This is a genomic window from Pseudomonas asplenii (assembly GCF_900105475.1).
Lineage (GTDB): Bacteria > Pseudomonadota > Gammaproteobacteria > Pseudomonadales > Pseudomonadaceae > Aquipseudomonas > Aquipseudomonas asplenii.
In genome coordinates, this window is record NZ_LT629777.1 from 3,044,406 (window position 1) to 3,068,395 (window position 23,990).

Genomic DNA, 23,990 nt, shown 5'->3' on the forward strand with positions numbered 1-23,990 from the left:
CATCCGGGCAGAGCTTTCGTTCTGACTGCATGGACGCTATGCAAGCTCACAGGGACGGAACACGAATTGAAGAAAAGTAACGCCCTCAATACGCCTGTCGTTTCGGCGCCGTTGAAAACCCTTCTGCGTAAAAGCCTGATCGGTGCTGCGCTGTTCTCGGGGGTCATCAATATCCTGGCACTGGTCGGCCCGCTGTTCATGCTGGAAGTCTACGATCGGGTCATTCCCAGCAGGAGCATCCCGACGTTGGTAGCCCTGGCGTTGTTGGTGCTGGGGATATATGGGTTCTCGGGCTTGTTGGATATTGTCCGCTCGCGCTTGATGGTGCGGATTGCCTCTACCTTTGATCTGGCCTTGTCACCCAGGGTGTTCAAGGTCATTGCCGGGGTCTCGCTGAAAACGGCGATTACAGGGGATGCACTGAAGCCTGCCCACGAGCTGGATCAGATTCGTGGGTTCATCGGTGGCCCAGGCCTGGTGGCGTTTTTTGACTTGCCCTGGATGCCGGTGTACCTGGCCGTCTGTTTCTACATCCATCCCTTGTTCGGCCTGCTGACGAGTGGGTTGATGATCGTGTTGGTGGCACTGACCTTCATCACCGATCGGCAGTCACGACAACTGACGCCGGCCTGTGCCGAGGCCCAGAACAAACGCAATTACCTGGGACACCAGGCTTATCAGAATGCCGAAGCCCTGGCAGCCATGGGCATGACGCAGCGAGCGGCATTACTCTGGCAGGAGCACCATTCGAGCTACACCACATTGCAGCGCCAGAGCATCGATATCGGCTCTTTCTTCGGCGGGATTTCCAGGGCCCTGCGCCATCTTGTTCAATCCGGTTCGCTGGCGTTGGGTGCTTATCTGGTGATTCAGGGGGATCTGAGTGGTGGCACCATCGTCGCGGCCTCGATCATTGTCTCACGAACCCTGGCGCCGGCCGAGCAGGTGATTGCTACCTGGCGCAGCCTGCTGGGCGCTCATCTTGCCTGGAAACGGCTATTGGAAGTGTTTGCCCTGTTCCCTGAGGAGCAGAGCAGAACCGAGTTGCCGGCGGCGCATCGGACACTTCAGGTCGATGGCCTCTTTGTCTCGCCCCCGGGCAGTCAGCGACTCACTTTACAGAACGTCAATTTCACGGTTGCCGCAGGTAGCGCGGTGGGGGTCGTGGGCTCGAGCGCTTCTGGTAAATCATCGCTGGCACGGGTTCTGGTCGGCTCCTGGTCGTCTGTTCGTGGGCAGGTCAAGCTGGACGGCGCGCCATTGGATCTGCTGAGCGAGCAGTCCAGGGGCAAGCTCATCGGCTACCTGCCACAGAGCGTTGGGCTGTTCAGCGGTACCGTTGCGCAGAACATCGCGCGGCTGGACAGCCAGGCCGATGACCGGGCCATTGTAGTGGCCGCGCAACTGGCGGGTGTCCACGAACTGATCCTGCAGTTGCCCGACGGATACCAAACCCAGGTGGGCGAGGGCGGGCTCAACCTCTCGGCGGGACAACGACAGCGGATAGCCTTGGCTCGTGCGCTGTTCGGCGATCCTTTTCTGGTGGTGCTGGATGAACCCAATTCCAATCTCGATGCCGAGGGCGAGCAGGCGTTGGCGCGGGCGATCCTGTCGATCAAGGCGCGTGGAGGGATCGCGGTGGTTATTGCTCATCGCACCAGCATTCTATCGGTCATCGACCAGGTATTGATCCTGGAGCATGGACATCAGGCGGCCTTCGGCGCCAAGGATGCGGTTCTCAGAAAACCGCCGGCCCAGGTGCCTCGGCCGGCTACCAGCGTCGTGGAAATGGGAGTTGGCCAATGACTGTTCATGATCAGGAAAACAGCTTGGTCGCTTCGCTGAACCGACATCTCAGGCTTGGGGCTGTCAGCCTGCTGGTACTCCTGGGCGGCGGATTGGGTTGGGCTGTCGGCACCGACCTGTCCAGTGCGGTGATCGCGACCGGTAGTGTGGCGGTCGAAGGCAGTATCAAGAAAGTTCAGCACCCCACGGGAGGCATCGTCGCTGAGCTACTGGTCAGCGAGGGCCAGCAGGTTGCAGCCGGTGATGTGCTGATCAGGCTCGATGCGACGCTGCCCAAAGTCGGTGAAGCCATCGTGTCCAAGTCGCTGAGCCAGGCTCTGGCACGTCAGGCACGGCTGGAGGCTGAACGAGATGGGGCGGCCGAGCTGGTGACGCCGGCCTCGCTGATCACACGCCTTGGCGCCGATGCCGCGCAGGCACTGATGAACAGTGAACAACGGTTGTTCCAGGATCGGCGCTCGTCTCGCGAAGGGCAGAAAAAGCAATTACGCGAGCGGATCCGACAACTCAACGAGACGATTGCTGGCCATGACCTCCAGCAAAAGACCAAGACTGAAGAAATCGAGTTGATCGACAAGGAGTACCAGGCCGTCAACAAGCTCTTCGAGAAAGGGATGATGACGATCGATCGGGTCAATGCCCTGGCCCGCGGTATAGCCCGTTTGCGCGGAGAGCGCGGGCAGTTGATTGCTTCCATTGCCGAAGCGCGGGGCAAGATTGCCGAAACCGAGTTGCAGCGCCTGCAGATCGACCAGAGTTTTCGTAGCGAGGTCTCTCTGGAACTACGTGAGCTTGAGGCCCGGCAGGGCGAGTTGGTCGAGCGTGATATTGCCGCCAATGACCAACTCAGGCGTATCGACATTACTGCTCCGGTTTCCGGGCGGGTTCAGCAATTGGCCGTGCACACCCTGGGTGGGGTGATTTCGCCAGCGGAAAACCTGATGCAGATCGTACCGGTCGATGACGAACTGCTGGTGGAGGCGCGGATCAGTGCCCAGGACATTGACCAGGTATCGCTTGGGCAGGAGGCGGTCTTGCGGCTCAGCGCCTTCAATCGCAGTACGACCCCGGAGTTGAAGGGGCAGGTGGTCAGGCTGTCGGCGGATCTGGTTCAGGACGAGCGCACCGGTCTGGGTTTCTATCGGGCCGGAATAAAAATACCGCACAGCGAGATGGCGCAACTGCAAGGGCTCACCCTGGTACCGGGGATGCCGGTTGAGTCGATGATTCGTACCGGGACACGCAGTGTCATTTCCTATCTGCTCAAACCGATCAGCGATCATGCCCAGCGCGCACTTCGCGAAGGATGAAGAACAAGCGAGTTCACCGTGGTACCCATGACTCAATAAGGAGCAAGGACGAAAAATGGCAGTGATCAACGGAACATCAGGAGCGGATACGCTGGTAGGTACGACGGGGGCCGATGAGCTTTATGGCTTTGCCGGGAACGACTCGCTGGATGGTGGGGCGGGAAATGATCTGCTCGATGGGGGGGCTGGAGCGGATGTGCTCAATGGCGGGGCCGGAACCGATACCGTCACTTATGCCAAGTCTACGGCCGGGGTTACGGTCAATCTGGTCACCGGGACAGGAGTTGGCGGTGATGCGCAGGGCGATACGCTGACTGGCATCGAGGGAGTGGTGGGATCCGCGTTCAACGATACGTTCACGGCGCAGACGTCCGGGAACATCCTGATGGGCGGTCAGGGTAACGACACCTACTTCATCAATGGCAGCGGTGTCTCGGTGGTTGAAGTCGCCGGTGAGGGTGATGACGAGATCAAGACCACGCTGACAAGCCTGACCCTGGCAACCAACGTCGAGCGCCTGACCTATACCGGTACGGGTAACTTCGTCGGTTATGGCAATGCCTCGGACAACGTCATTACCGGCGGTGCCGGCAACGACACCCTCTTTGGTGGTGGTGGGGCGGACCAGTTCATCGGTGGTGCAGGCGTGGATACCGCCAGCTACGGCGACAGCGGCAGCGCGGTACTGATCAACACCAAGACCGGGGTCAACACGGGTATCGCCGAAGGCGATACCTATGTCGGGATCGAGATGATCCAGGGCTCCGGCTACGGCGACACGTTTGTCAGTGGTGCGGCGGCAGACCAGTTTGACGGTGCCGGCGGTATCGACACCATCGACTACTCGGGTTCTTCGGCTGCGGTGACAGTAAGCCTGGTCAACGGTGCGGTCGGCGCGGGCGGGGATGCGCAAGGTGACCGACTGACCAACTTCGAGCGGGTGATCGGCTCGGCGTATGACGACACGTTGGTGGCACAAACCTCTGGGCATACCCTGGTGGGTGGTCAAGGTAACGACACTTACTTCGTCAATGGCAGCGGTGTCTCGGTGGTTGAAGTCGCCGGTGAAGGTGATGACGAGATCAAGACCACGCTGACAAGCCTGACCCTGGCAACCAACGTCGAGCGCCTGACCTATACCGGTACGGGTAACTTCGTCGGTTATGGCAATGCCTCGGACAACGTCATTACCGGCGGTGCCGGCAACGACACCCTCTTTGGCGGTGGTGGAGCTGACCAGTTCATCGGTGGGGCGGGCGTGGATACCGCCAGCTACGGTGACAGCGGCAGCGCGGTACTGATCAACACCAAGACCGGGGTCAACACGGGTATCGCCGAAGGCGATACCTATGTCGGGATCGAGATGATCCAGGGCTCCGGCTACGGCGACACGTTTGTCAGTGGTGCGGCGGCAGACCAGTTCGACGGTGCCGGCGGTATCGATACCATCGACTACTCGGGTTCCTCGGAAGCGGTGACAGTAAGCCTGGTCAACGGTGCGGTCGGCGCGGGCGGGGATGCGCAAGGTGACCGACTGACCAACTTCGAGCGGGTGATCGGCTCGGCGTATGACGACACGTTGGTGGCACAAACCTCTGGGCATACCCTGGTGGGTGGTCAAGGTAACGACACCTACTTCATCAATGGCAGCGGTGTCTCGGTGGTTGAAGTCGCCGGTGAAGGTGATGACGAGATCAAGACCACACTGACAAGCCTGACCCTGGCAACCAACGTCGAGCGCCTGACCTATACCGGTACGGGTAACTTCGTCGGTTATGGCAATGCCTCGGACAACGTCATTACCGGCGGTGCCGGCAACGACACCCTCTTTGGTGGTGGTGGGGCGGACCAGTTCATCGGTGGTGCAGGCGTGGATACCGCCAGCTACGGCGACAGCGGCAGCGCGGTGCTGATCAACACCAAGACCGGGGTCAACACGGGTATCGCCGAAGGCGATACCTATGTCGGGATCGAGATGATCCAGGGCTCCGGCTACGGCGACACGTTTGTCAGTGGTGCGGCGGCAGACCAGTTTGACGGTGCCGGCGGTATCGACACCATCGACTACTCGGGTTCTTCGGCTGCGGTGACAGTAAGCCTGGTCAACGGTGCGGTCGGCGCGGGCGGGGATGCGCAAGGTGACCGACTGACCAACTTCGAGCGGGTGATCGGCTCGGCGTATGACGACACGTTGGTGGCACAAACCTCTGGGCATACCCTGGTGGGTGGTCAAGGTAACGACACTTACTTCGTCAATGGCAGCGGTGTCTCGGTGGTTGAAGTCGCCGGTGAGGGTGATGACGAGATCAAGACCACGCTGACAAGCCTGACCCTGGCAACCAACGTCGAGCGCCTGACCTATACCGGTACGGGTAACTTCGTCGGTTATGGCAATGCCTCGGACAACGTCATTACCGGCGGTGCCGGCAACGACACCCTCTTTGGTGGTGGTGGGGCGGACCAGTTCATCGGTGGTGCAGGCGTGGATACCGCCAGCTACGGCGACAGCGGCAGCGCGGTACTGATCAACACCAAGACCGGGGTCAACACGGGTATCGCCGAAGGCGATACCTATGTCGGGATCGAGATGATCCAGGGCTCCGGCTACGGCGACACGTTTGTCAGTGGTGCGGCGGCAGACCAGTTTGACGGTGCCGGCGGTATCGACACCATCGACTACTCGGGTTCTTCGGCTGCGGTGACAGTAAGCCTGGTCAACGGTGCGGTCGGCGCGGGCGGGGATGCGCAAGGTGACCGACTGACCAACTTCGAGCGGGTGATCGGCTCGGCGTATGACGACACGTTGGTGGCACAAACCTCTGGGCATACCCTGGTGGGTGGTCAAGGTAACGACACTTACTTCGTCAATGGCAGCGGTGTCTCGGTGGTTGAAGTCGCCGGTGAAGGTGATGACGAGATCAAGACCACGCTGACAAGCCTGACCCTGGCAACCAACGTCGAGCGCCTGACCTATACCGGTACGGGTAACTTCGTCGGTTATGGCAATGCCTCGGACAACGTCATTACCGGCGGTGCCGGCAACGACACCCTCTTTGGCGGTGGTGGAGCTGACCAGTTCATCGGTGGGGCGGGCGTGGATACCGCCAGCTACGGTGACAGCGGCAGCGCGGTACTGATCAACACCAAGACCGGGGTCAACACGGGTATCGCCGAAGGCGATACCTATGTCGGGATCGAGATGATCCAGGGCTCCGGCTACGGCGACACGTTTGTCAGTGGTGCGGCGGCAGACCAGTTCGACGGTGCCGGCGGTATCGATACCATCGACTACTCGGGTTCCTCGGAAGCGGTGACAGTAAGCCTGGTCAACGGTGCGGTCGGCGCGGGCGGGGATGCGCAAGGTGACCGACTGACCAACTTCGAGCGGGTGATCGGCTCGGCGTATGACGACACGTTGGTGGCACAAACCTCTGGGCATACCCTGGTGGGTGGTCAAGGTAACGACACCTACTTCATCAATGGCAGCGGTGTCTCGGTGGTTGAAGTCGCCGGTGAAGGTGATGACGAGATCAAGACCACACTGACAAGCCTGACCCTGGCAACCAACGTCGAGCGCCTGACCTATACCGGTACGGGTAACTTCGTCGGTTATGGCAATGCCTCGGACAACGTCATTACCGGCGGTGCCGGCAACGACACCCTCTTTGGTGGTGGTGGGGCGGACCAGTTCATCGGTGGTGCAGGCGTGGATACCGCCAGCTACGGCGACAGCGGCAGCGCGGTGCTGATCAACACCAAGACCGGGGTCAACACGGGTATCGCCGAAGGCGATACCTATGTCGGGATCGAGATGATCCAGGGCTCCGGCTACGGCGACACGTTTGTCAGTGGTGCGGCGGCAGACCAGTTTGACGGTGCCGGCGGTATCGACACCATCGACTACTCGGGTTCTTCGGCTGCGGTGACAGTAAGCCTGGTCAACGGTGCGGTCGGCGCGGGCGGGGATGCGCAAGGTGACCGACTGACCAACTTCGAGCGGGTGATCGGCTCGGCGTATGACGACACGTTGGTGGCACAAACCTCTGGGCATACCCTGGTGGGTGGTCAAGGTAACGACACTTACTTCGTCAATGGCAGCGGTGTCTCGGTGGTTGAAGTCGCCGGTGAAGGTGATGACGAGATCAAGACCACGCTGACAAGCCTGACCCTGGCAACCAACGTCGAGCGCCTGACCTATACCGGTACGGGTAACTTCGTCGGTTATGGCAATGCCTCGGACAACGTCATTACCGGCGGTGCCGGCAACGACACCCTCTTTGGTGGTGGTGGGGCGGACCAGTTCATCGGTGGTGCAGGCGTGGATACCGCCAGCTACGGCGACAGCGGCAGCGCGGTGCTGATCAACACCAAGACCGGGGTCAACACGGGTATCGCCGAAGGCGATACCTATGTCGGGATCGAGATGATCCAGGGCTCCGGCTACGGCGACACGTTTGTCAGTGGTGCGGCGGCAGACCAGTTCGACGGTGCCGGCGGTATCGATACCATCGACTACTCGGGTTCTTCGGCTGCGGTGACAGTAAGCCTGGTCAACGGTGCGGTCGGCGCGGGCGGGGATGCGCAAGGTGACCGACTGACCAACTTCGAGCGGGTGATCGGCTCGGCGTATGACGACACGTTGGTGGCACAAACCTCTGGGCATACCCTGGTGGGTGGTCAAGGTAACGACACTTACTTCGTCAATGGCAGCGGTGTCTCGGTGGTTGAAGTCGCCGGTGAGGGTGATGACGAGATCAAGACCACGCTGACAAGCCTGACCCTGGCAACCAACGTCGAGCGCCTGACCTATACCGGTACGGGTAACTTCGTCGGTTATGGCAATGCCTCGGACAACGTCATTACCGGCGGTGCCGGCAACGACACCCTCTTTGGTGGTGGTGGGGCGGACCAGTTCATCGGTGGCGCGGGCGTTGATATCGCCAGCTACGGCGACAGCGGCAACGCGGTGCTGATCAACACCAAGACCGGGGTCAACACGGGTATCGCCGAAGGCGATACCTATGTCGGGATCGAGATGATCCAGGGCTCCGGCTACGGCGACACGTTTGTCAGTGGTGCGGCGGCAGACCAGTTCGACGGTGCCGGCGGTATCGACATCATCGACTACTCGGGTTCCTCGGAAGCGGTGACGGTAAGCCTGGTCAACGGTTCGGTCGGCGCGGGCGGGGATGCACAAGGCGACCGGCTGACCAACTTCGAGTGGGTAATCGGCTCGGCCTTTGACGACACGCTGACGGCACAGACTTCCGGGCACAACCTTGCGGGTGGTCAAGGTAATGACACCTACTTTGTCAACGGCACCGGAGTGAATGTTGTCGAGTCAGCCGGTGGTGGTGACGATGAGGTCAAGACTACTTTGAGCAGCCTGACCTTGGCAGCCAACGTCGAACGCCTGACCTATACCGGTACTGGTAACTTCACCGGCCGTGGCAACGCCTCGGACAACATCATTACCGGCGGTGCCGGCAACGACACCCTCTTTGGCGGTGGTGGGGCGGACCAGTTCATCGGTGGCGCGGGCGTTGATATCGCCAGCTACGGCGACAGCGGCAACGCGGTGCTGATCAACACCAAGACCGGGGTCAACACGGGTATCGCCGAAGGCGATACCTATGTCGGGATCGAGATGATCCAGGGCTCCGGCTACGGCGACACGTTTGTCAGTGGCGCGACGGCAGACCAGTTTGACGGTGCCGGCGGTATCGACACCATCGACTATTCGGGTTCCTCGGAAGCGGTGACGGTAAGCCTGGTCAATGGTTCGGTCGGCGCGGGTGGTGATGCGCAAGGCGACCGGCTGACCAACTTCGAGTGGGTAATCGGCTCGGCCTTTGACGACACGCTGACGGCACAGACTTCCGGGCACAACCTTGCGGGTGGTCAAGGTAATGACACCTACTTTGTCAACGGTACCGGAGTGAATGTTGTCGAGTCAGCCGGTGGTGGTGACGATGAGGTCAAGACCACTTTGAGCAGTCTGACCTTGGCAGCCAACGTCGAACGCCTGACCTATAACGGTACTGGTAACTTCACCGGCCGTGGCAACGCCTCGGACAACATCATTACTGGCGGTGTCGGCAACGACCTGCTCTACGGCGGTGCCGGTGCCGACCACTTTATCGGTGGTATCGGGACTGATACGGTCAGTTATGGCGACAGCAGCCAGGGTGTTACGATCAATACCAAGACGGGGATCAACAGCGGGATTGCAGCTGGCGATACTTATGACAGCATCGAAGTGATCCAGGGCTCCAGCTATGGTGATGTCTTTGTCGGTGGTGCGGGGGCTGATCGCTTCGACGGCGGCGCCGGCATGGACATGCTGAGCTTCGCTAGCGAAACCTCCGGTATCGTCCTTGATCTGAGCAGCTCTGTGCTGACCGGTATTGTCGCAGGCGACACCTACACCTCCATCGAGATTTTCCAGGGGACTGACCAGGCCGACACCTTCACGGGCAGCCTTGCCAATACCGAAAACTTCATAGGTGGACTGGGTGCCGATACCTTCAACGGTATGGGGCGAGGCGATGGTGCCTGGTACCTGACCAGTAGCGATGGAGTCCAGGTCGACCTGCAAAATGGCACGGCCACCGGTGGTGATGCCCAAGGCGATGTCCTCAACAACATCGATAACCTGATGGGGTCGGACTTCGATGACACGCTGACCGGCAACGCCTACTCCAACAGGTTGGAAGGCGGCGCCGGTAACGACATTATCTACGGCGGGGACGGTAACGACTTCATCTATGGTGGTAGCAGCAGCGATACCTCTGCGGTGAAACCGGCATCGGGGCTGAATGTTGCCCAAGCCGACATGCTCTACGGCGGCAACGGCAATGACACCATGGTCAGCAGCACCAATGACACTGGAAGCATCCTCTATGGCGAAGCCGGGAACGACAACCTCACGGTGTACTCTGGCACGGCTGTTGGTGGTGATGGCAGCGACACCCTGACAGGTCTCGGTTATGGCTATGAGCTTCATGGCGAGGACGGCTTTGACACGCTCAACCTCTACAACTCGGGGGATGCTTATGGTGGCGAAGGTGGGGATGCCTACATCGTCTACTCGAAAACCATGGTGGCCATCCTGGATACCGGTACGACAGGTGTCGATACGGTGACCTTGAAAAACATCCAGAGTGTCAGTGACGTGCAGGTTATCAGGACGGACCTGGGGGCCTACATCTTCTCGGCGACCGACGTGAAGAATGGCAACCTGGACTCGGGTGTGTTCCTGAAGGACTGGTACAACGGCAGCAATACTATCGAGCTGTTCTACACCAACAACGGAGACTCGTTCACCCTTCCAGCCTGATAGTGGATAGGCGAAGCCCGGTGTCAGGAGCTTTGCCGATATGACGAAAACGGCACCCCGGTTTTTGAGTCGGGGTGCCGTTTTTCATGGCGCGCGAAAATTTTCCAATGGGCAAAAAGAAACCCCCGCCAGATCCAGGACCTGGCGGGGGTTTCTCAGGCTTGCACCGCTAGGCGCTCACCGGCTCAGCTTATTGGCAAGCTTCGCAATCCGGCTCGTCGATGGCGCAAGCCTTCGGCACTGGAGCCGGGCCGGCTGGCGCGGCTGCGGCAGGAGCCGCCAGGACCGAGTCGTCGCCGTGGTTGCCGCCGCTGGAAACCGCGTTCAGCTTACCGGTGTTGATGGTCGACTTCTCGGTGCTGGTCGCAGCCAGGGCACGGAGGTAGTAGGTGGTTTTCAGGCCACGGTACCAGGCCATGCGGTAGGTCACGTCCAGCTTCTTGCCCGAAGCGCCGGCGATGTACAGGTTCAGCGACTGAGCCTGGTCGATCCACTTCTGACGACGGCTGGCAGCGTCGACGATCCACTTGGTTTCCACTTCGAACGCGGTCGCATAGAGCTCTTTGAGTTCTTGCGGGATACGCTCGATCTGCTGTACCGAACCGTCGTAGTACTTCAGGTCGTTGATCATGACCGAGTCCCACAGGCCGCGGGCCTTCAGGTCTCGGACCAGGTACGGGTTGATCACGGTGAATTCGCCCGACAGGTTCGATTTCACGTACAGGTTCTGGTAGGTCGGTTCGATCGACTGCGATACGCCGGTGATGTTGGCGATGGTCGCGGTCGGTGCGATGGCCATGATGTTGGAGTTACGAATGCCTTTCTGTACACGGGCGCGAACCGGTGCCCAGTCCAGGGTTTCGTTCAGGTCGACATCGATGTACTTCTGACCACGGGCCTCGATCAGGATCTGTTGCGAGTCCAGTGGCAGGATGCCCTTGGACCACAGCGAACCCTGGAAGGTCTCGTAGGCGCCACGCTCGTCGGCCAGGTCGCAGGAAGCCTGGATCGCGTAGTAGCTGACCGCTTCCATGGACTTGTCGGCGAACTCGACGGCGGCGTCGGAACCGTAGGCGATGTGTTGCAGGTACAGTGCGTCCTGGAAACCCATGATGCCGAGGCCGACGGGACGGTGCTTGAAGTTGGAGTTCTTCGCCTGTGGAACCGAGTAGTAGTTGATGTCGATGACGTTATCGAGCATGCGTACGGCGGTGTTCACGGTGCGTTGCAGCTTGGCGGTGTCCAACTGGCCGTTGACGATGTGGTTCGGCAGGTTGATCGAGCCCAGGTTGCAGACGGCGATTTCGTCCTTGTTGGTGTTCAGGGTGATCTCGGTGCACAGGTTCGAGCTGTGCACGACGCCCACGTGCTGCTGCGGGCTGCGCAGGTTGCACGGGTCCTTGAAGGTCAGCCATGGGTGGCCGGTCTCGAACAGCATCGAGAGCATCTTGCGCCACAGGTCCTTGGCCTGGACCACCTTGAACAGCTTGATCTTGTTGTACTCGGTCAGCGCTTCGTAATACTCGTAGCGCTCTTCGAAGGCCTTGCCGGTCAGGTCGTGCAGGTCTGGCACTTCCGAGGGCGAGAACAGGGTCCACTTGCCGTCATCGAAGACACGCTTCATGAACAGGTCGGGGATCCAGTTGGCGGTGTTCATGTCGTGGGTACGACGACGATCGTCACCGGTGTTCTTGCGCAGCTCGATGAACTCTTCGATGTCCATGTGCCAGGTTTCCAGGTAGGCACAGACCGCGCCCTTGCGCTTGCCGCCCTGGTTGACCGCCACGGCGGTGTCGTTGACCACTTTCAGGAACGGTACGACGCCCTGGGATTTGCCGTTGGTGCCCTTGATGTACGAACCCAGTGCGCGGACCGGCGTCCAGTCGTTGCCCAGGCCGCCGGCGAATTTCGACAGCATGGCGTTGTCGTGGATCGCGCCGTAGATGCCCGACAGGTCGTCCGGCACGGTGGTCAGGTAGCAGCTGGACAGCTGTGGACGCAGGGTACCGGCGTTGAACAGCGTTGGAGTCGACGCCATGTAGTCGAAGGACGACAACAGGTTGTAGAACTCGATGGCGCGCTCTTCACGCTGTTTCTCTTCGATCGCCAGGCCCATGGCCACGCGCATGAAGAAGATCTGCGGCAGTTCGAAGCGGATACCGTCCTTGTGGATGAAGTAGCGGTCGTACAGGGTCTGCAGGCCCAGGTAGGTGAACTGCTGGTCGCGCTCGTGGTTGATCGCCTTGCCCAGTTTTTCCAGGTCGAACTCGGCCAGGACCGGGTTCAGCAGTTCGAACTCGATACCCTTGGCGACGTAAGCCGGCAAGGCTTTGGCGTAGAGGTCGGCCATTTCGTGGTGGGTGGCACTTTCGGCCACGGCGAGGAAGCTCAGACCTTCGGCGCGCAGGGTGTCCATCAGCAGGCGGGCGGTCACGAACGAGTAGTTCGGCTCACGCTCAACCAGGGTCCGGGCGGTCATCACCAGAGCGGTGTTGACGTCTTTCAGGGCCACGCCGTCGTAGAGGTTCTTCAGGGTTTCGCGCTGGATCAGGTCGCCGTCGACTTCTTCCAGGCCTTCGCAGGCTTCGCTGACGATGGTGTTCAGGCGGCCCATGTCCAGCGGCGCGACACTGCCGTCGGTGCGAGTGATGCGAATCGACGGGTGAGCGTTGACCGGCTCGTCGGCTGGTGCGCGGGTAGCACGCTCCTTGGCGCGCGAGTCACGGTAGATCACGTAGTCGCGGGCAACTTTCTGCTCGCCGGCACGCATCAGGGCCAGTTCGACCTGGTCCTGGATTTCCTCGATGTGGATGGTGCCGCCCGAAGGCATGCGCCGCTTGAAGGTCGCGGTGACCTGTTCGGTCAGGCGCGCGACGGTGTCGTGAATGCGCGACGAGGCAGCGGCGGTGCCGCCTTCAACTGCAAGGAACGCTTTGGTGATGGCGACGGTGATCTTGTCATCGGTGTAAGGAACGACAGTGCCGTTACGCTTGATCACACGCAGTTGGCCCGGCGCGGTAGCAGACAGATCCAGGTTCGAATCGGAAGCCTGCGGCACGGAGCCCTGCGGGTTCTCGCGAGTTGTGTCGGTTTGCATGGGTGTCTCCACGTTCTTTATGTTTGTTTGGGCACCACGAAGGTGCCCACCGTTCCGTCCTGAAGCACTACAACCGACGAGTGTCGTCGGACATAACCACTTCTTGACAGGGGGAAGGGGGCTTGTAGCGCCGCTTCCTTGCCGAAGTTTCACGGGCGGCGGGTCAGGAGCCCGCTGCCGAATTTCTGGTGGGTGACAGTCTGCTACTGCAACACCCGTACCGTTTTCCCTCGCAGCAGGGGGAAAAGGCTGCCAACCGCAGGCGCGGTTTGGTCTTCTGGAAATCTGTTTAGTTCAACCCCACGGGAGCAAGAAAAAAGCTTGAGTTTCTCGTCCGAAATGTGTTTGGGGTTTTGGGTGGAAAACCCTACATGTAGGGTTTTTTTTCCGCCGGGCTACAAGATAATGCGTTTTTGGGGGGGATTGCAACGTACTACCTGTGGATAAGACTGTGCGTAATTTGTGTATGAAAGCCTGAAGTCGCGCGTAGGCCGCAGCGGTACTGGATTGGACCGTTTGTCACTGTTTTCTACCGCATGAAACATGCCTGGTGCGGATTTTTGCGGGCGCGAACCCTATCACAGAAAATGTCTGCCACCGAGTGCCAATCCTGGCCTGTGTGCTATTGCCGCACCGTTGCTACAATCGGCCGGTCACAGGCGTTCATCATTCGCTCGAATCATTACAAAAAGACGAGTGGAGCCTTTCCCAACCGATCTTCGTCCGTAGAGGTAGTCCGTGGAGCAAGAGGCCTGGCAGGTACTGATAGTCGAGGATGACGAGCGTTTGGCCGAACTGACCCGCGAGTACCTTGAAAGCAATGGTTTGCGGGTTTCCATCGAGGGCAACGGCGCCCTGGCGGCCGAGCGTATCCTGCGCGAACAGCCGGACCTGGTGATTCTCGACCTGATGTTGCCGGGCGAGGATGGCTTGAGTATCTGCAGCAGGGTCCGCTCTGGGTATGATGGCGCCATTCTCATGCTCACGGCGCGTACCGATGACCTCGATCAGATCCAGGGCCTGGACCTGGGTGCCGATGACTATGTCTGCAAGCCGGTGCGCCCACGCCTGCTGCTGGCGCGGATCCAGGCGCTGCTGCGCCGTAGTGAGCCGCTCGAGAGCGCCGCACAGCCTGTCCGTCGACTGCAGTTCGGACCGCTGGTGATCGATGAAGCCCTGCGCGAAGCCTGGTTGAACGACGCGGGCATCGAACTGACCAGTGCCGAATTCGATTTGCTCTGGCTGCTGGTGCTCAACGCCGGGCGGATTCTTTCCCGGGAGGAGATCTTCACCGCCCTGAGGGGCATCGGCTACGACGGCCAGGACCGCTCCATCGATGTGCGTATCTCGCGCATCCGGCCGAAGATCGGCGACGACCCCGAGCATCCGCGTCTGATCAAGACCATTCGCAGCAAGGGCTATCTGTTCGTGCCGGAAGCGGCGGCAGAAATGCTCCCGTGAACTCGATCTTCCTGCGCATCTATGGCGGCATGTGTGCTGCCTTGGTGCTGGTGGCACTGCTCGGCGTGCTGGCGTTGCATCTGCTCAATGAGGTGCGTGGCGAGCAGTACCGCGAACGACTGGCCCACGGCACTTTTTCGCTGATGGCCGACAACCTGCAACCGATGGCCGACATCGAGCGCCGTCGGGCCCTGGTGCTCTGGGAGCGTCTGCTGGGGATTCCGCTGTCACTGCAATCGATCAGTGCCGCCGGGCTGGATCTCGGGCAGCGCACCCGGGTCCTGCGGGGCCAGGCCCTGGTGGTGCAGAGTGGGCCTTACGCTGCGCGGGTCTACCGATTGATCAGCGAACGCGAGCAACTGTTGCTGGCCGGGGACGTCCAGCAGATCAGCGAGCAACTGGCGCGGGCGACCATCTACCTGCTGGCCGACGAACTGGTGCGTTACCCGGTGGCCGAGCAGCCGGCCCGGCTCGCCGCATTGAAGCAGGACAAGGGCTTCGGTTTCGACATGCGCCTGGTGGCTCTTGAACGGGCAGACATGGATGAGGACCAGCGTCGGCGCATCAGCGAAGGCGATACGGTGATGGCGTTAGGCAAGGGCGGCGACTCGATCCGGGTATTCGCCGGGGTGGCAGGCACGCCCTGGGTCCTGGAAATCGGTCCGCTGTACCAGATGAACCCTTATCCGCCGCAGTGGCTGGTGCTGATCGCAGTGCTGGGGCTGAGCCTGATCGGGCTGATCGTCTATCTGTTGGTTCGCCAACTGGAGCGGCGCCTGCGGGGGTTGGCTTCAGCCGCCACGCGGATCGCCCAGGGCAGCCTGGAAACCCGCGTCCCGGCCGGAGGTGCGGACTCCATCGGGCGGTTGGCCGGTGCTTTCAATGACATGGCCGAGCACCTGCAGCGATCGTTGATGATCCAGCGCGAACTGGTCCGGGCGGTATCCCATGAACTGCGCACGCCGGTGGCGCGGCTGCGTTTCGGCCTGGAGATGATCGGTGATGCGACCAGTCCCCAGGCCCGCGCCAAATATATGGAGGGCATGGACAACGATATCCAGGACCTCGACCGCCTGGTGGATGAAATGCTCACCTATGCACGGCTGGAACAGGGCTCGCCGGCGCTGAACTTCCAGCGAATCGACCTCGATGCCTTGGTCAACCAGGTGATCGGCGAGCTGGCACCGTTGCGCGCCGAGGTCCGGGTGTCGCGGGGGATCTGTCTGTCTGCGGCCGATTGCGACGATGCCTGGGTCGAGGCCGAGCCGCGCTACCTGCACCGGGCCTTGCAGAACCTGGTCAGCAATGCCATGCGCCATGCGCAGTCGCAGGTCACCATCAGTTACCAGGTGGGTCAGTTGCGTTGTCGGATCGATGTCGAGGACGACGGCCCTGGTGTGCCGGAGAGTGCCTGGGAGCGGATCTTCACGCCATTCATGCGGCTGGACAACAGCCGTACGCGGGCTTCGGGTGGGCATGGATTGGGATTATCCATCGTGCGGCGGATCATTCACTGGCACGATGGCCGGGCGCTGATCGGCAAGAGCAAGAACCTGGGCGGTGCCTGTTTCAGCCTGAGTTGGCCGCGCCATCAGGAGAAAGCCTGAGGTCCCTGTTCGCGGATGGGGCCGATGCCCACAGAGACCCCTTTGGGTTTATCCGCGAAGCTTTTAGCAACCTGAAAACAGCACCAGAGTCAGGCAGAAATGCTGACCAGGCTCAGCAGATGTTCTCCCTGCGCGACATACTGGGCGTCCAGTTCGACACCATGACACCATTCGTTCGACAGGTCGGTCAGCAGGCGCACCCGCACATGCCCCTGCGCATCCCACGCCAGTACCTCGGCATGCTCGAAATAGAAGCGCTGCAACACCAGCGGGTAGAGCGCCTTGAACAGGCTTTCCTTGACCGAAAAGGTCAGGGTCACCGCCAGGGCGATCTGTTCGACGGGGCCTGCGGCCAGGCGCTGCAGTTCGTCTGGAGTGAGAATTTCAGCGGCCAGGCGCTCGGCGCGCTCGTGGGGCAGCAGGTTTTCCAGGTCCATCCCCAGGCTGCGCCAGTGTTGTTTGTCGGCGACGATGGCAGCAGCTCGGCCGGTACCGTGGGTGATCGAGCCGCAGACATGGCCTGGCCAGATGGGCGCACGATCCTCGCCGATGGCGGGTACGCAGTCGGTGCCGTCCAGCTTCAGGAGCGCGGCGCGGGCACAGAACCGACCGGCGAGAAATTCGGCCTGACGCTTGGCGACTGAACGCTGGATGCTCGCCGGTGCTGCGATCCGGCTGCGTTGGAAATCGTCCGGCGCCAGTTGCGCCGGATCGAACTGGGTGCCCAGCAGCACACTATGGGGCACGGCCAGCGGCAAGGGCCAATGCTCGTCGAGTGGTGTGCAGCAGGCGGGGAGGTTGTGGGGCAGGTTCATGCCGGATATTTTGCCGATTCGGAACGTAGCTGGATAGTGGCGAATTCGATCAGGCCTGTGTTCAGGGGGAGTTCAGGGCCGCCTGGGTACTCTGTGACGGTGATGATGCGCCGGGTCTGTACGTGCTGGTTGGCCGTATCTTTTACGAAACACTTTGGCAGAACTGAGTTACCGTTAGTGGTGAAGCGATGCCCGTATCGTTGGAGAGCGTTATGAAATTGCTGGTGGTAGAAGATGAGGCGCTGTTGCGTCATCACTTGCAAACCCGGCTGAGCGACAGCGGCCATGTGGTCGAGGCGGTGGGCAATGCCGAAGAGGCGCTGTACCAGAGCGATCAGTTCAACCACGACCTGGCGGTGGTCGACCTGGGGTTGCCCGGTGTGGGTGGGCTCGACCTGATTCGTCAGTTGCGCGCCCGGGGCAAGGCGTTCCCGATCCTGATCCTGACCGCTCGCGGCAATTGGCAGGACAAGGTCGAGGGGCTGGCTGCCGGTGCCGATGACTATGTGGTCAAGCCTTTCCAGTTCGAGGAACTGGAGGCGCGGATGAACGCGTTGTTGCGTCGTTCCAGCGGCTTTATCCAGTCGACGATTACCGCCGGGCCGCTGCTGCTCGATCTCAATCGCAAGCAGGCCTCGCTCGAAGAGCAGCCGTTGGCTCTGACTGCCTATGAGTACCGGATACTCGAATATCTGATGCGCCATCATCAGCAAGTGGTTGCCAAGGACCGCCTGATGGAACAGTTGTATCCCGATGATGACGAGCGTGATCCGAATGTGATCGAAGTGCTGGTCGGGCGTCTGCGGCGCAAGCTGGAGGGCCCGGTCGGCTTCAAGCCGATCGATACCGTGCGTGGCCTGGGCTACATGTTCAACGAGCGCTGCCGATGATTCGTTCGCTGCGGGTGCGGCTGATGCTGGCCGCCACCACCCTGGCGATTCTGTTCATGCTCGCGCTGCTGCCGGCCATGCAGGGCGCCTTCAGCCTGGCCCTGCAGGATGCTATCGAACAACGGCTGGCCTCTGATGTGACCACGCTGATTTCCGCCGCACGAGTGGACAGCAAGAAGCAATTGCAAATGCCCAATCTGCTCCCTGACGAGCAGTTCAACCTGCCGGACAGTCGTCTGCTCGGGTATATCTTCGACCGCGACGGTCGCCTGGTCTGGCGCTCGCGTGCGACCCAGGAAGAGAACATCAACTACAAGCCGCGTTATGACGGGCGTGGCAACGAGTTCGCGAAGATTCGCGAAGACAACGGCAACGAGTTTTTCGTCTACGACGTCGAGGTCAAGCTGCTGGGCGGCAAGAGCGCGGCCTACAGCTTTGTCGCCCTGCAACCGATGCGCGAGTACAAGATGACCCTGGCCGGTCTGCGCGAGAAGCTTTACCTGGGCTTCGGCGCGGCGCTTTCGGTACTGCTGTTGCTGCTCTGGATCGGCCTGACCTGGGGTCTGCGGGCGTTGCGCCGACTGAGCCAGGAACTGGACGCGATCGAAAGTGGCGACCTGCAAAGTCTCAGCGAAGAACACCCGCGCGAGCTGCTGCGCCTGACCGGATCGCTCAACCGCCTGTTGCGCAGCGAGCGCGACCAGCGCAGCCGCTATCGTGATTCCCTGGATGACCTGGCCCATAGTTTGAAAACCCCGCTGGCGGTTTTGCAGGGTGTCAGCGAAGGCATGGCGCAGCGACCGCAGGAGCGCGACCAGGCATGGATCCTGCAAAGCCAGATCGAGCGCATGAATCAGCAGATCAGCTACCAATTGCAGCGCGCGAGCCTGCGCAAGAGCGGCCTGGTACGCCATCAGGTCGAGTTGCAGCCGGTGCTCGACAGCCTCTGCAGTACCCTGGACAAGGTCTATCGCGACAAGCAGGTGCGGGTCGCTATCGATGTGCCCGAGTTCAGTCATGTGCCGATCGAGCAGGGCGCTCTGTTGGAATTGCTCGGCAACTTGCTGGAGAACGCTTACCGGCTGTGCCTGAGCCAGGTACGTATCAGCCTGCGCCGTGGCTTGCAGGGCATCGAGGTGTATGTCGAAGACGATGGTCCCGGGGTGCCGCCTGATCAACGGGCGCGGATTCTCCAGCGCGGCGAACGGCTGGATCGCCAGCATCCGGGGCAGGGGATCGGCCTGGCGGTGGTCAAGGACATCATCGAAAGTTACGACGCCGAGCTGACTCTGGGCGATTCGCCGCTCGGTGGCGCGTCGTTCCGCATTCACTTCCCGGCCCCCTGAGGGCCTACAGCTCCTGGGCGCGATAGGCGCCCGGGGTCAGCCCGGTCCACTTCTTGAATGCCCGGTGAAACGCCGAGGGTTCGGAGAAACCCAGTTGTTCGGCGATCTGTTGCAGGGACAGGTCGTTGCGGCCCAGATGATAGATGGCGATATCCCGCCGCAACTGATCCTTGAGTGCCTGGAAGCTGGTGCCTTCCTCGCGCAGATGCCGCCGCAGGGTCTGGGCGCTGATGTGCAGGTGCTGGGCGACGGCTTCCAGGTCCGGCCAGCGGCTGGCGTCGCGGCTGAGCAGGCGGCGCAGTTGGCTGCTCAGGCTGTCACCATCATCGGGGCGGGCCAACAGGTCGGCCGGTGCCCGTCGCAGAAACTGCTTGAGCGTCCGTTCATCCTGCAGCAGTGGCATACCCAGATAACGGCAACTGAACAGCAGGCTGCTGGTGTTGGCGCAGAACGCCAGTGGGCAAGGAAACAGCAGATCGTACTCGTCGGCATGTGCGGGGCGCGGGTAGTGGAAGGTGGCCTGTTCAAGGCGTATGCGCTGACCGACCAGCCAACTGCCGAGACGATGCCAGATCACCAGCAGGCATTCGCACAGGAAATGATCCGGGTCCCAGAGATTCGACGCATCCAGGCTCAGGCGCACCTTGTCGCCCTCGCGCTCGAGGTTCAAGCGTGGGCCATCGGGAAACAGCCGGTAGAACATCAGGCCGCGATGCAGCGCCTTTTCCAGGTTACTGCAATGGATCAGCGCGTGGCACATCATCGCGAAGGTGCCGCGATGGCTACGGCTCTGGCCGAAGCCCAGGTACTCGTCATCCAGCTCCAGCCAGAGCCCCTGCAAGAGCTGAGTGAACTGCTCCGGGGCCAGGCGTGCCCTGGGTTCGCTCAACAGCTCGGGAGCGATGCCCAGGCGCTGCAGCAGGCCCGAGTAGACAAATCCCCTGCGGCGTGCGCCCTCCAGGGCGGCATTGGCGAAATGGCTGGCGATGCTGCGTTCACGCATGGGGCGTTCCATGTCCATTGATGGCGGATCTTAGTCAGGGACCCTGATCCGGAACAAGGCGGATATCCGCCAAAATCTATGGCTGTCGAGAGTGGAAGGGCGGAAATCCGCCATCTATTCTCTATGGAGTGAGCTGACAGAGAAGCACGGGAAGCCTGATGGCTAAAGGCTTTTACTGGATTTCCCGAATATGGCACGTGCTTTGCGTTAGGAGAGTAGTCTGCCCACGCAGTTCGACAAACAACAAATCCCTCCGGTGCAGGAGGGTTCGTGCTTCAGGTTGGGCATCTGTCAGATGAATGACAGTTGCGTGATCTCTTGAGGAACTTTGCAATGACGACTCGTCAGCCACTGTACAAATCGCTGTATTTCCAGGTGATCGTAGCGATCACTCTCGGTATTCTGATTGGCCATTTCTACCCACAGACCGGCGTGGCCCTCAAGCCACTGGGTGACGGCTTTATCAAGCTGATCAAAATGGTCATCGCGCCCATCATCTTCTGCACCGTGGTCAGCGGTATCGCTGGCATGCAAAGCATGAAGTCGGTCGGCAAGACCGGTGGTTATGCACTTCTGTACTTCGAAATCGTTTCGACCCTCGCACTGCTGATCGGTCTGATCGTGGTCAACGTGGTTCAGCCGGGCAGCGGCATGCACATCGACGTCGCCACCCTGGATGCCAAGAAAGTCGCAGCCTACGTGACTGCCGGTGCCGACCAGAGCGTCGTCGGTTTCATCCTCAACGTGATCCCGAACACCATCGTCGGTGCCTTCGCCAACGGCGATATCCTGCAAGTGCTGATGTTCTCGGTGATCTTCGGTTTCGCCCTGCATCGCCTGGGCGACTACGGTCGTCCGCTGCTGGACCTGATCGATCGCTTCGCTCACGCGATGTTCAACATCATCAACATGATCATGAAACTGGCGCCCCTGGGTGCGCTGGGTGCCATGGCCTTCACCATCGGCGCCTACGGCGTGGGCTCGCTGGTGCAACTCGGCCAGTTGATGATCTGCTTCTACATCACCTGCGTGCTGTTCGTGGTGGTGGTGCTGGGCGCCATCTGCCGTGCTCACGGTTTCAGCGTCCTGAAGCTGGTTCGCTACATCCGTGAAGAACTGCTGATCGTACTGGGTACTTCCTCCTCGGAATCCGCTCTGCCACGCATGCTGGTGAAGATGGAACGCCTGGGTGCGAAGAAATCGGTCGTGGGCCTGGTGATTCCAACCGGCTACTCGTTCAACCTCGACGGTACCTCGATCTACCTGACCATGGCGGCTGTGTTCATCGCCCAGGCGACCGATACCCACATGGACATCACTCACCAGATCACTCTGCTGCTGGTGCTGCTGCTGTCCTCCAAAGGCGCTGCGGGCGTGACCGGTAGTGGCTTCATCGTTCTGGCTGCGACCCTGTCGGCTGTCGGCCATCTGCCGGTTGCCGGCCTGGCGCTGATCCTGGGTATTGACCGCTTCATGTCCGAAGCCCGCGCGCTGACCAATCTGGTGGGTAACGCGGTAGCGACCGTGGTCGTGGCCAAGTGGGTCAAGGAGTTGGACGAAGACAAGCTGCACGCGGAACTGGCTTCCGGCGGTCGCGCTATCGAAGATGGACGGATCCTCGACGATCTGGGCGTGGCCGAAGGCCAGGCGCCAAACATCAAGTAAGCGTCTGCTTCAGTTGAAAAAACCCATCTTCGGATGGGTTTTTTTATGCCTGCTGGCGAGCTTCTGCTGCCGTTGTACCGCCTGTGGCTGCCCTTGCCAGCGGCTGCTGGGCTGTCTACTCGACCCGCACTTCACCGCTGAACACCAGTGTCTGTCGACACCGGCGGCACAGGTACCGCCGCCCCTGGCTGACCAGTCGATGACGTTGGGCCGAGAACGGGAAGTCGCTGTTGGCACAGGGGCAGCGGTAGATATAACGCGTCACGCTGCGCCGCTGCACCTCATAGGTGTGGCAGCGGTTGGGCGGCAGTTCATAGACGCCGCGCATGATCAGTTGCCATTCCTCACCGTGGGGCTGGATACGGTCGCCGAACAGTTGATGGGCGATCAAGTGGGCAACTTCATGGGGCACGGTCTGACGCAGGAAGTCTTCGCTGTTTTCCCGATACAACTGTGGGTTGAAGCGCAGGAGGTTCTCGTGCAGGTGGGCGACACCGGCCTTCTGTCCACGCAGCTTGAGGCTGATGGTCGGGCGCTTGAACGGTCGTTTGAAAAAGGATTCGGCTTGCAGAAAACAGTCTTCGACGCGGGTGTTGAGTGGTTCGGACATGCTGTACGTCTCTCCAGAGACGCCGAGTATGCCGCAAACCCTGGCCATTCCGAATCCATCAGGTGCCGAATGGTCGTGCAGACATGAAAGAGGCCGCCTGGCGGCGGCCCGTGTCGGCAGTTTTGTGGTTATTCAACTGGTGTAGATCGGGCCGACTCCCAGGCCCCAGACGATCACGGTGAACGCCATGATCGCCACCAGTACGACCAGCCCAACGGCCAGTACCGAACTGGAGAACAGGAAACCTTCATCCGAAGGTATGTTCATGAACGTCGGCAAGCCGACATACAGCAGATAGACCGTGTAGCAGATCGCTGCCGTGCCGACCAGCATGCCCAGCCACATGTGTGGGTAGAGCGCCGCCAGGCCACCGATGAACAGCGGGGTGGCCGTATAGGTGGCAAAGGCGATACAACGTGGCAGGCTGGGGTTGGCATCGTAGGTGCGGGCCATCCAGTGGATGAACGCGCCCATCACCGCGACGCCGCCGAGCATGGCCAGGTAGGACAGGAGCGACATCCAGATCGCGCTGTCCTGGGTCAGCATGACCGGCGCGCGGTTGCCGATGACCCAGCCGATCCGGGTAGTGCCGATAAAGGCGGAAACCGCAGGGATCGCGGCGAGAATCAGGGTATGGGTGAGGTACATGTGGCTGATGCTTTCCTCGGCGTCGCCACGGATTTCCCGCCATTCCTGATCAGGGTGGGTGAACAGTCCCACTACGTGATGGATCATGTCAGTCACTCCTTTCGTTATTACCATCGCCCCCCATGTGGAGCGCCGGGACAGACGGCCAGAGTAATCGGAGGTCTGGATATGTCTGCGACCTTATGTCGCAGTATAGGAAGGGCTGGGGCCAACAGAACCGGGCTTTTAGAGCAAATTGCACTGTCCAGGGGGGCGGTAATCGCGTTGGAGCATTTGCCGCGAATTAGCTGAAGGAACCGTCTTCGTGGGTTGCTGTAGGACGCAGGCTTGTCTGCAAATCAGGCCTCAAGGTCGCCCAAAGCCTTGCCGGCAAATCCGCGTCTATCTGCTCCA

The 23,990-nt window shown here is 60.8% G+C and carries 13 protein-coding genes; 8 read left to right on the forward strand and 5 right to left on the reverse strand.

From position 1 onward, the window contains the following. Positions 1 to 66 precede the first annotated feature (66 nt). The 3 genes from BLU37_RS13960 (at position 67) to BLU37_RS29225 (ending at position 10,455) form a co-directional block, all read left to right on the forward strand. Positions 67 to 1,806 carry a type I secretion system permease/ATPase gene (locus BLU37_RS13960; protein WP_090205748.1) on the forward strand — a complete coding sequence of 580 codons (1,740 nt, stop codon included), beginning with the start codon at positions 67 to 69 and terminating at the stop codon, positions 1,804 to 1,806. Beyond that, on the forward strand, positions 1,803 to 3,116 hold the full coding sequence (locus BLU37_RS13965) for an HlyD family type I secretion periplasmic adaptor subunit (protein ID WP_090205751.1): 1,314 nt from the start codon (positions 1,803 to 1,805) through the stop codon (positions 3,114 to 3,116). The genes BLU37_RS13960 and BLU37_RS13965 overlap by 4 nt, the downstream gene beginning before the upstream one ends. 61 nt (positions 3,117 to 3,177) lie before the next feature. Continuing rightward, a complete protein-coding gene (locus BLU37_RS29225) occupies positions 3,178 to 10,455 on the forward strand; it encodes a hypothetical protein (protein ID WP_456239033.1) in 7,278 nt (2,425 codons plus the stop codon). 190 nt (positions 10,456 to 10,645) lie between these two features. Here the strand turns inward: BLU37_RS29225 and BLU37_RS13980 are convergent, their stop codons facing one another. Further along, positions 10,646 to 13,552: a ribonucleoside-diphosphate reductase subunit alpha gene (locus BLU37_RS13980; protein WP_010447950.1), complete on the reverse strand. Its 2,907-nt coding sequence runs from the start codon at positions 13,550 to 13,552 to the stop codon at positions 10,646 to 10,648. Positions 13,553 to 14,290: 738 nt separating this feature from the next. Here BLU37_RS13980 and BLU37_RS13985 point away from each other — a divergent pair. Together BLU37_RS13985 and BLU37_RS13990 are read left to right on the forward strand one after the other, a co-directional pair. Beyond that, the gene (locus BLU37_RS13985; protein WP_019360699.1) at positions 14,291 to 15,013 is read left to right on the forward strand and encodes a response regulator; all 723 of its coding nucleotides are present in this window, start codon (positions 14,291 to 14,293) and stop codon (positions 15,011 to 15,013) included. Next, positions 15,010 to 16,620: an ATP-binding protein gene (locus BLU37_RS13990; protein WP_010447952.1), complete on the forward strand. Its 1,611-nt coding sequence runs from the start codon at positions 15,010 to 15,012 to the stop codon at positions 16,618 to 16,620. The genes BLU37_RS13985 and BLU37_RS13990 overlap by 4 nt, the downstream gene beginning before the upstream one ends. Before the next feature lie 89 nt (positions 16,621 to 16,709). Here the strand turns inward: BLU37_RS13990 and BLU37_RS13995 are convergent, their stop codons facing one another. Beyond that, positions 16,710 to 17,435 (reverse strand): 4'-phosphopantetheinyl transferase family protein, encoded by a 726-nt coding sequence (locus BLU37_RS13995; protein ID WP_090205756.1) that lies wholly within the window; start codon positions 17,433 to 17,435, stop codon positions 16,710 to 16,712. A 212-nt stretch (positions 17,436 to 17,647) separates the two neighbouring features. On the opposite strand from BLU37_RS13995, the gene BLU37_RS14000 reads away from it, so the two are divergent. Beyond that, positions 17,648 to 18,325: a response regulator gene (locus BLU37_RS14000; protein WP_010447954.1), complete on the forward strand. Its 678-nt coding sequence runs from the start codon at positions 17,648 to 17,650 to the stop codon at positions 18,323 to 18,325. Then, positions 18,322 to 19,671, forward strand: coding sequence for an ATP-binding protein (locus BLU37_RS14005; RefSeq protein WP_010447955.1), 1,350 nt, complete (start codon positions 18,322 to 18,324; stop codon positions 19,669 to 19,671). Before BLU37_RS14000 ends, BLU37_RS14005 begins: the two co-directional genes overlap by 4 nt. 4 nt (positions 19,672 to 19,675) lie before the next feature. Here the strand turns inward: BLU37_RS14005 and BLU37_RS14010 are convergent, their stop codons facing one another. Then, positions 19,676 to 20,674, reverse strand: a complete 999-nt coding sequence (locus BLU37_RS14010) for an AraC family transcriptional regulator (protein WP_010447956.1) — start codon at positions 20,672 to 20,674, stop codon at positions 19,676 to 19,678. A gap of 333 nt (positions 20,675 to 21,007) precedes the next feature. Between BLU37_RS14010 and BLU37_RS14015 the strand changes: the two genes are divergently transcribed. After that, positions 21,008 to 22,339, forward strand: a complete 1,332-nt coding sequence (locus BLU37_RS14015) for a dicarboxylate/amino acid:cation symporter (RefSeq protein ID WP_010447957.1) — start codon at positions 21,008 to 21,010, stop codon at positions 22,337 to 22,339. A gap of 115 nt (positions 22,340 to 22,454) precedes the next feature. On the opposite strand, the gene BLU37_RS14020 is transcribed toward BLU37_RS14015, so the two are convergent. After that, positions 22,455 to 22,949, reverse strand: a complete 495-nt coding sequence (locus BLU37_RS14020) for a SprT family zinc-dependent metalloprotease (RefSeq protein WP_010447958.1) — start codon at positions 22,947 to 22,949, stop codon at positions 22,455 to 22,457. 132 nt (positions 22,950 to 23,081) lie between these two features. Continuing rightward, positions 23,082 to 23,684: a Yip1 family protein gene (locus BLU37_RS14025; RefSeq protein WP_010447960.1), complete on the reverse strand. Its 603-nt coding sequence runs from the start codon at positions 23,682 to 23,684 to the stop codon at positions 23,082 to 23,084. Positions 23,685 to 23,990 lie beyond the last annotated feature (306 nt).

Bases quoted from the DNA above. Each gene is read 5' to 3' on its own strand.
- BLU37_RS13965 (WP_090205751.1), top strand. From the start codon at position 1,803: ATGACTGTTCATGATCAGGAAAACAGCTTGGTCGCTTCGCTGAACCGA.
- BLU37_RS13980 (WP_010447950.1), bottom strand. From the start codon at position 13,552: ATGCAAACCGACACAACTCGCGAGAACCCGCAGGGCTCCGTGCCGCAG.
- BLU37_RS13995 (WP_090205756.1), bottom strand. From the start codon at position 17,435: ATGAACCTGCCCCACAACCTCCCCGCCTGCTGCACACCACTCGACGAG.
- BLU37_RS14000 (WP_010447954.1), top strand. From the start codon at position 17,648: ATGAAATTGCTGGTGGTAGAAGATGAGGCGCTGTTGCGTCATCACTTG.
- BLU37_RS14005 (WP_010447955.1), top strand. From the start codon at position 18,322: ATGATTCGTTCGCTGCGGGTGCGGCTGATGCTGGCCGCCACCACCCTG.
- BLU37_RS14010 (WP_010447956.1), bottom strand. From the start codon at position 20,674: ATGCGTGAACGCAGCATCGCCAGCCATTTCGCCAATGCCGCCCTGGAG.
- BLU37_RS14015 (WP_010447957.1), top strand. From the start codon at position 21,008: ATGACGACTCGTCAGCCACTGTACAAATCGCTGTATTTCCAGGTGATC.
- BLU37_RS14020 (WP_010447958.1), bottom strand. From the start codon at position 22,949: ATGTCCGAACCACTCAACACCCGCGTCGAAGACTGTTTTCTGCAAGCC.
- BLU37_RS14025 (WP_010447960.1), bottom strand. From the start codon at position 23,684: ATGATCCATCACGTAGTGGGACTGTTCACCCACCCTGATCAGGAATGG.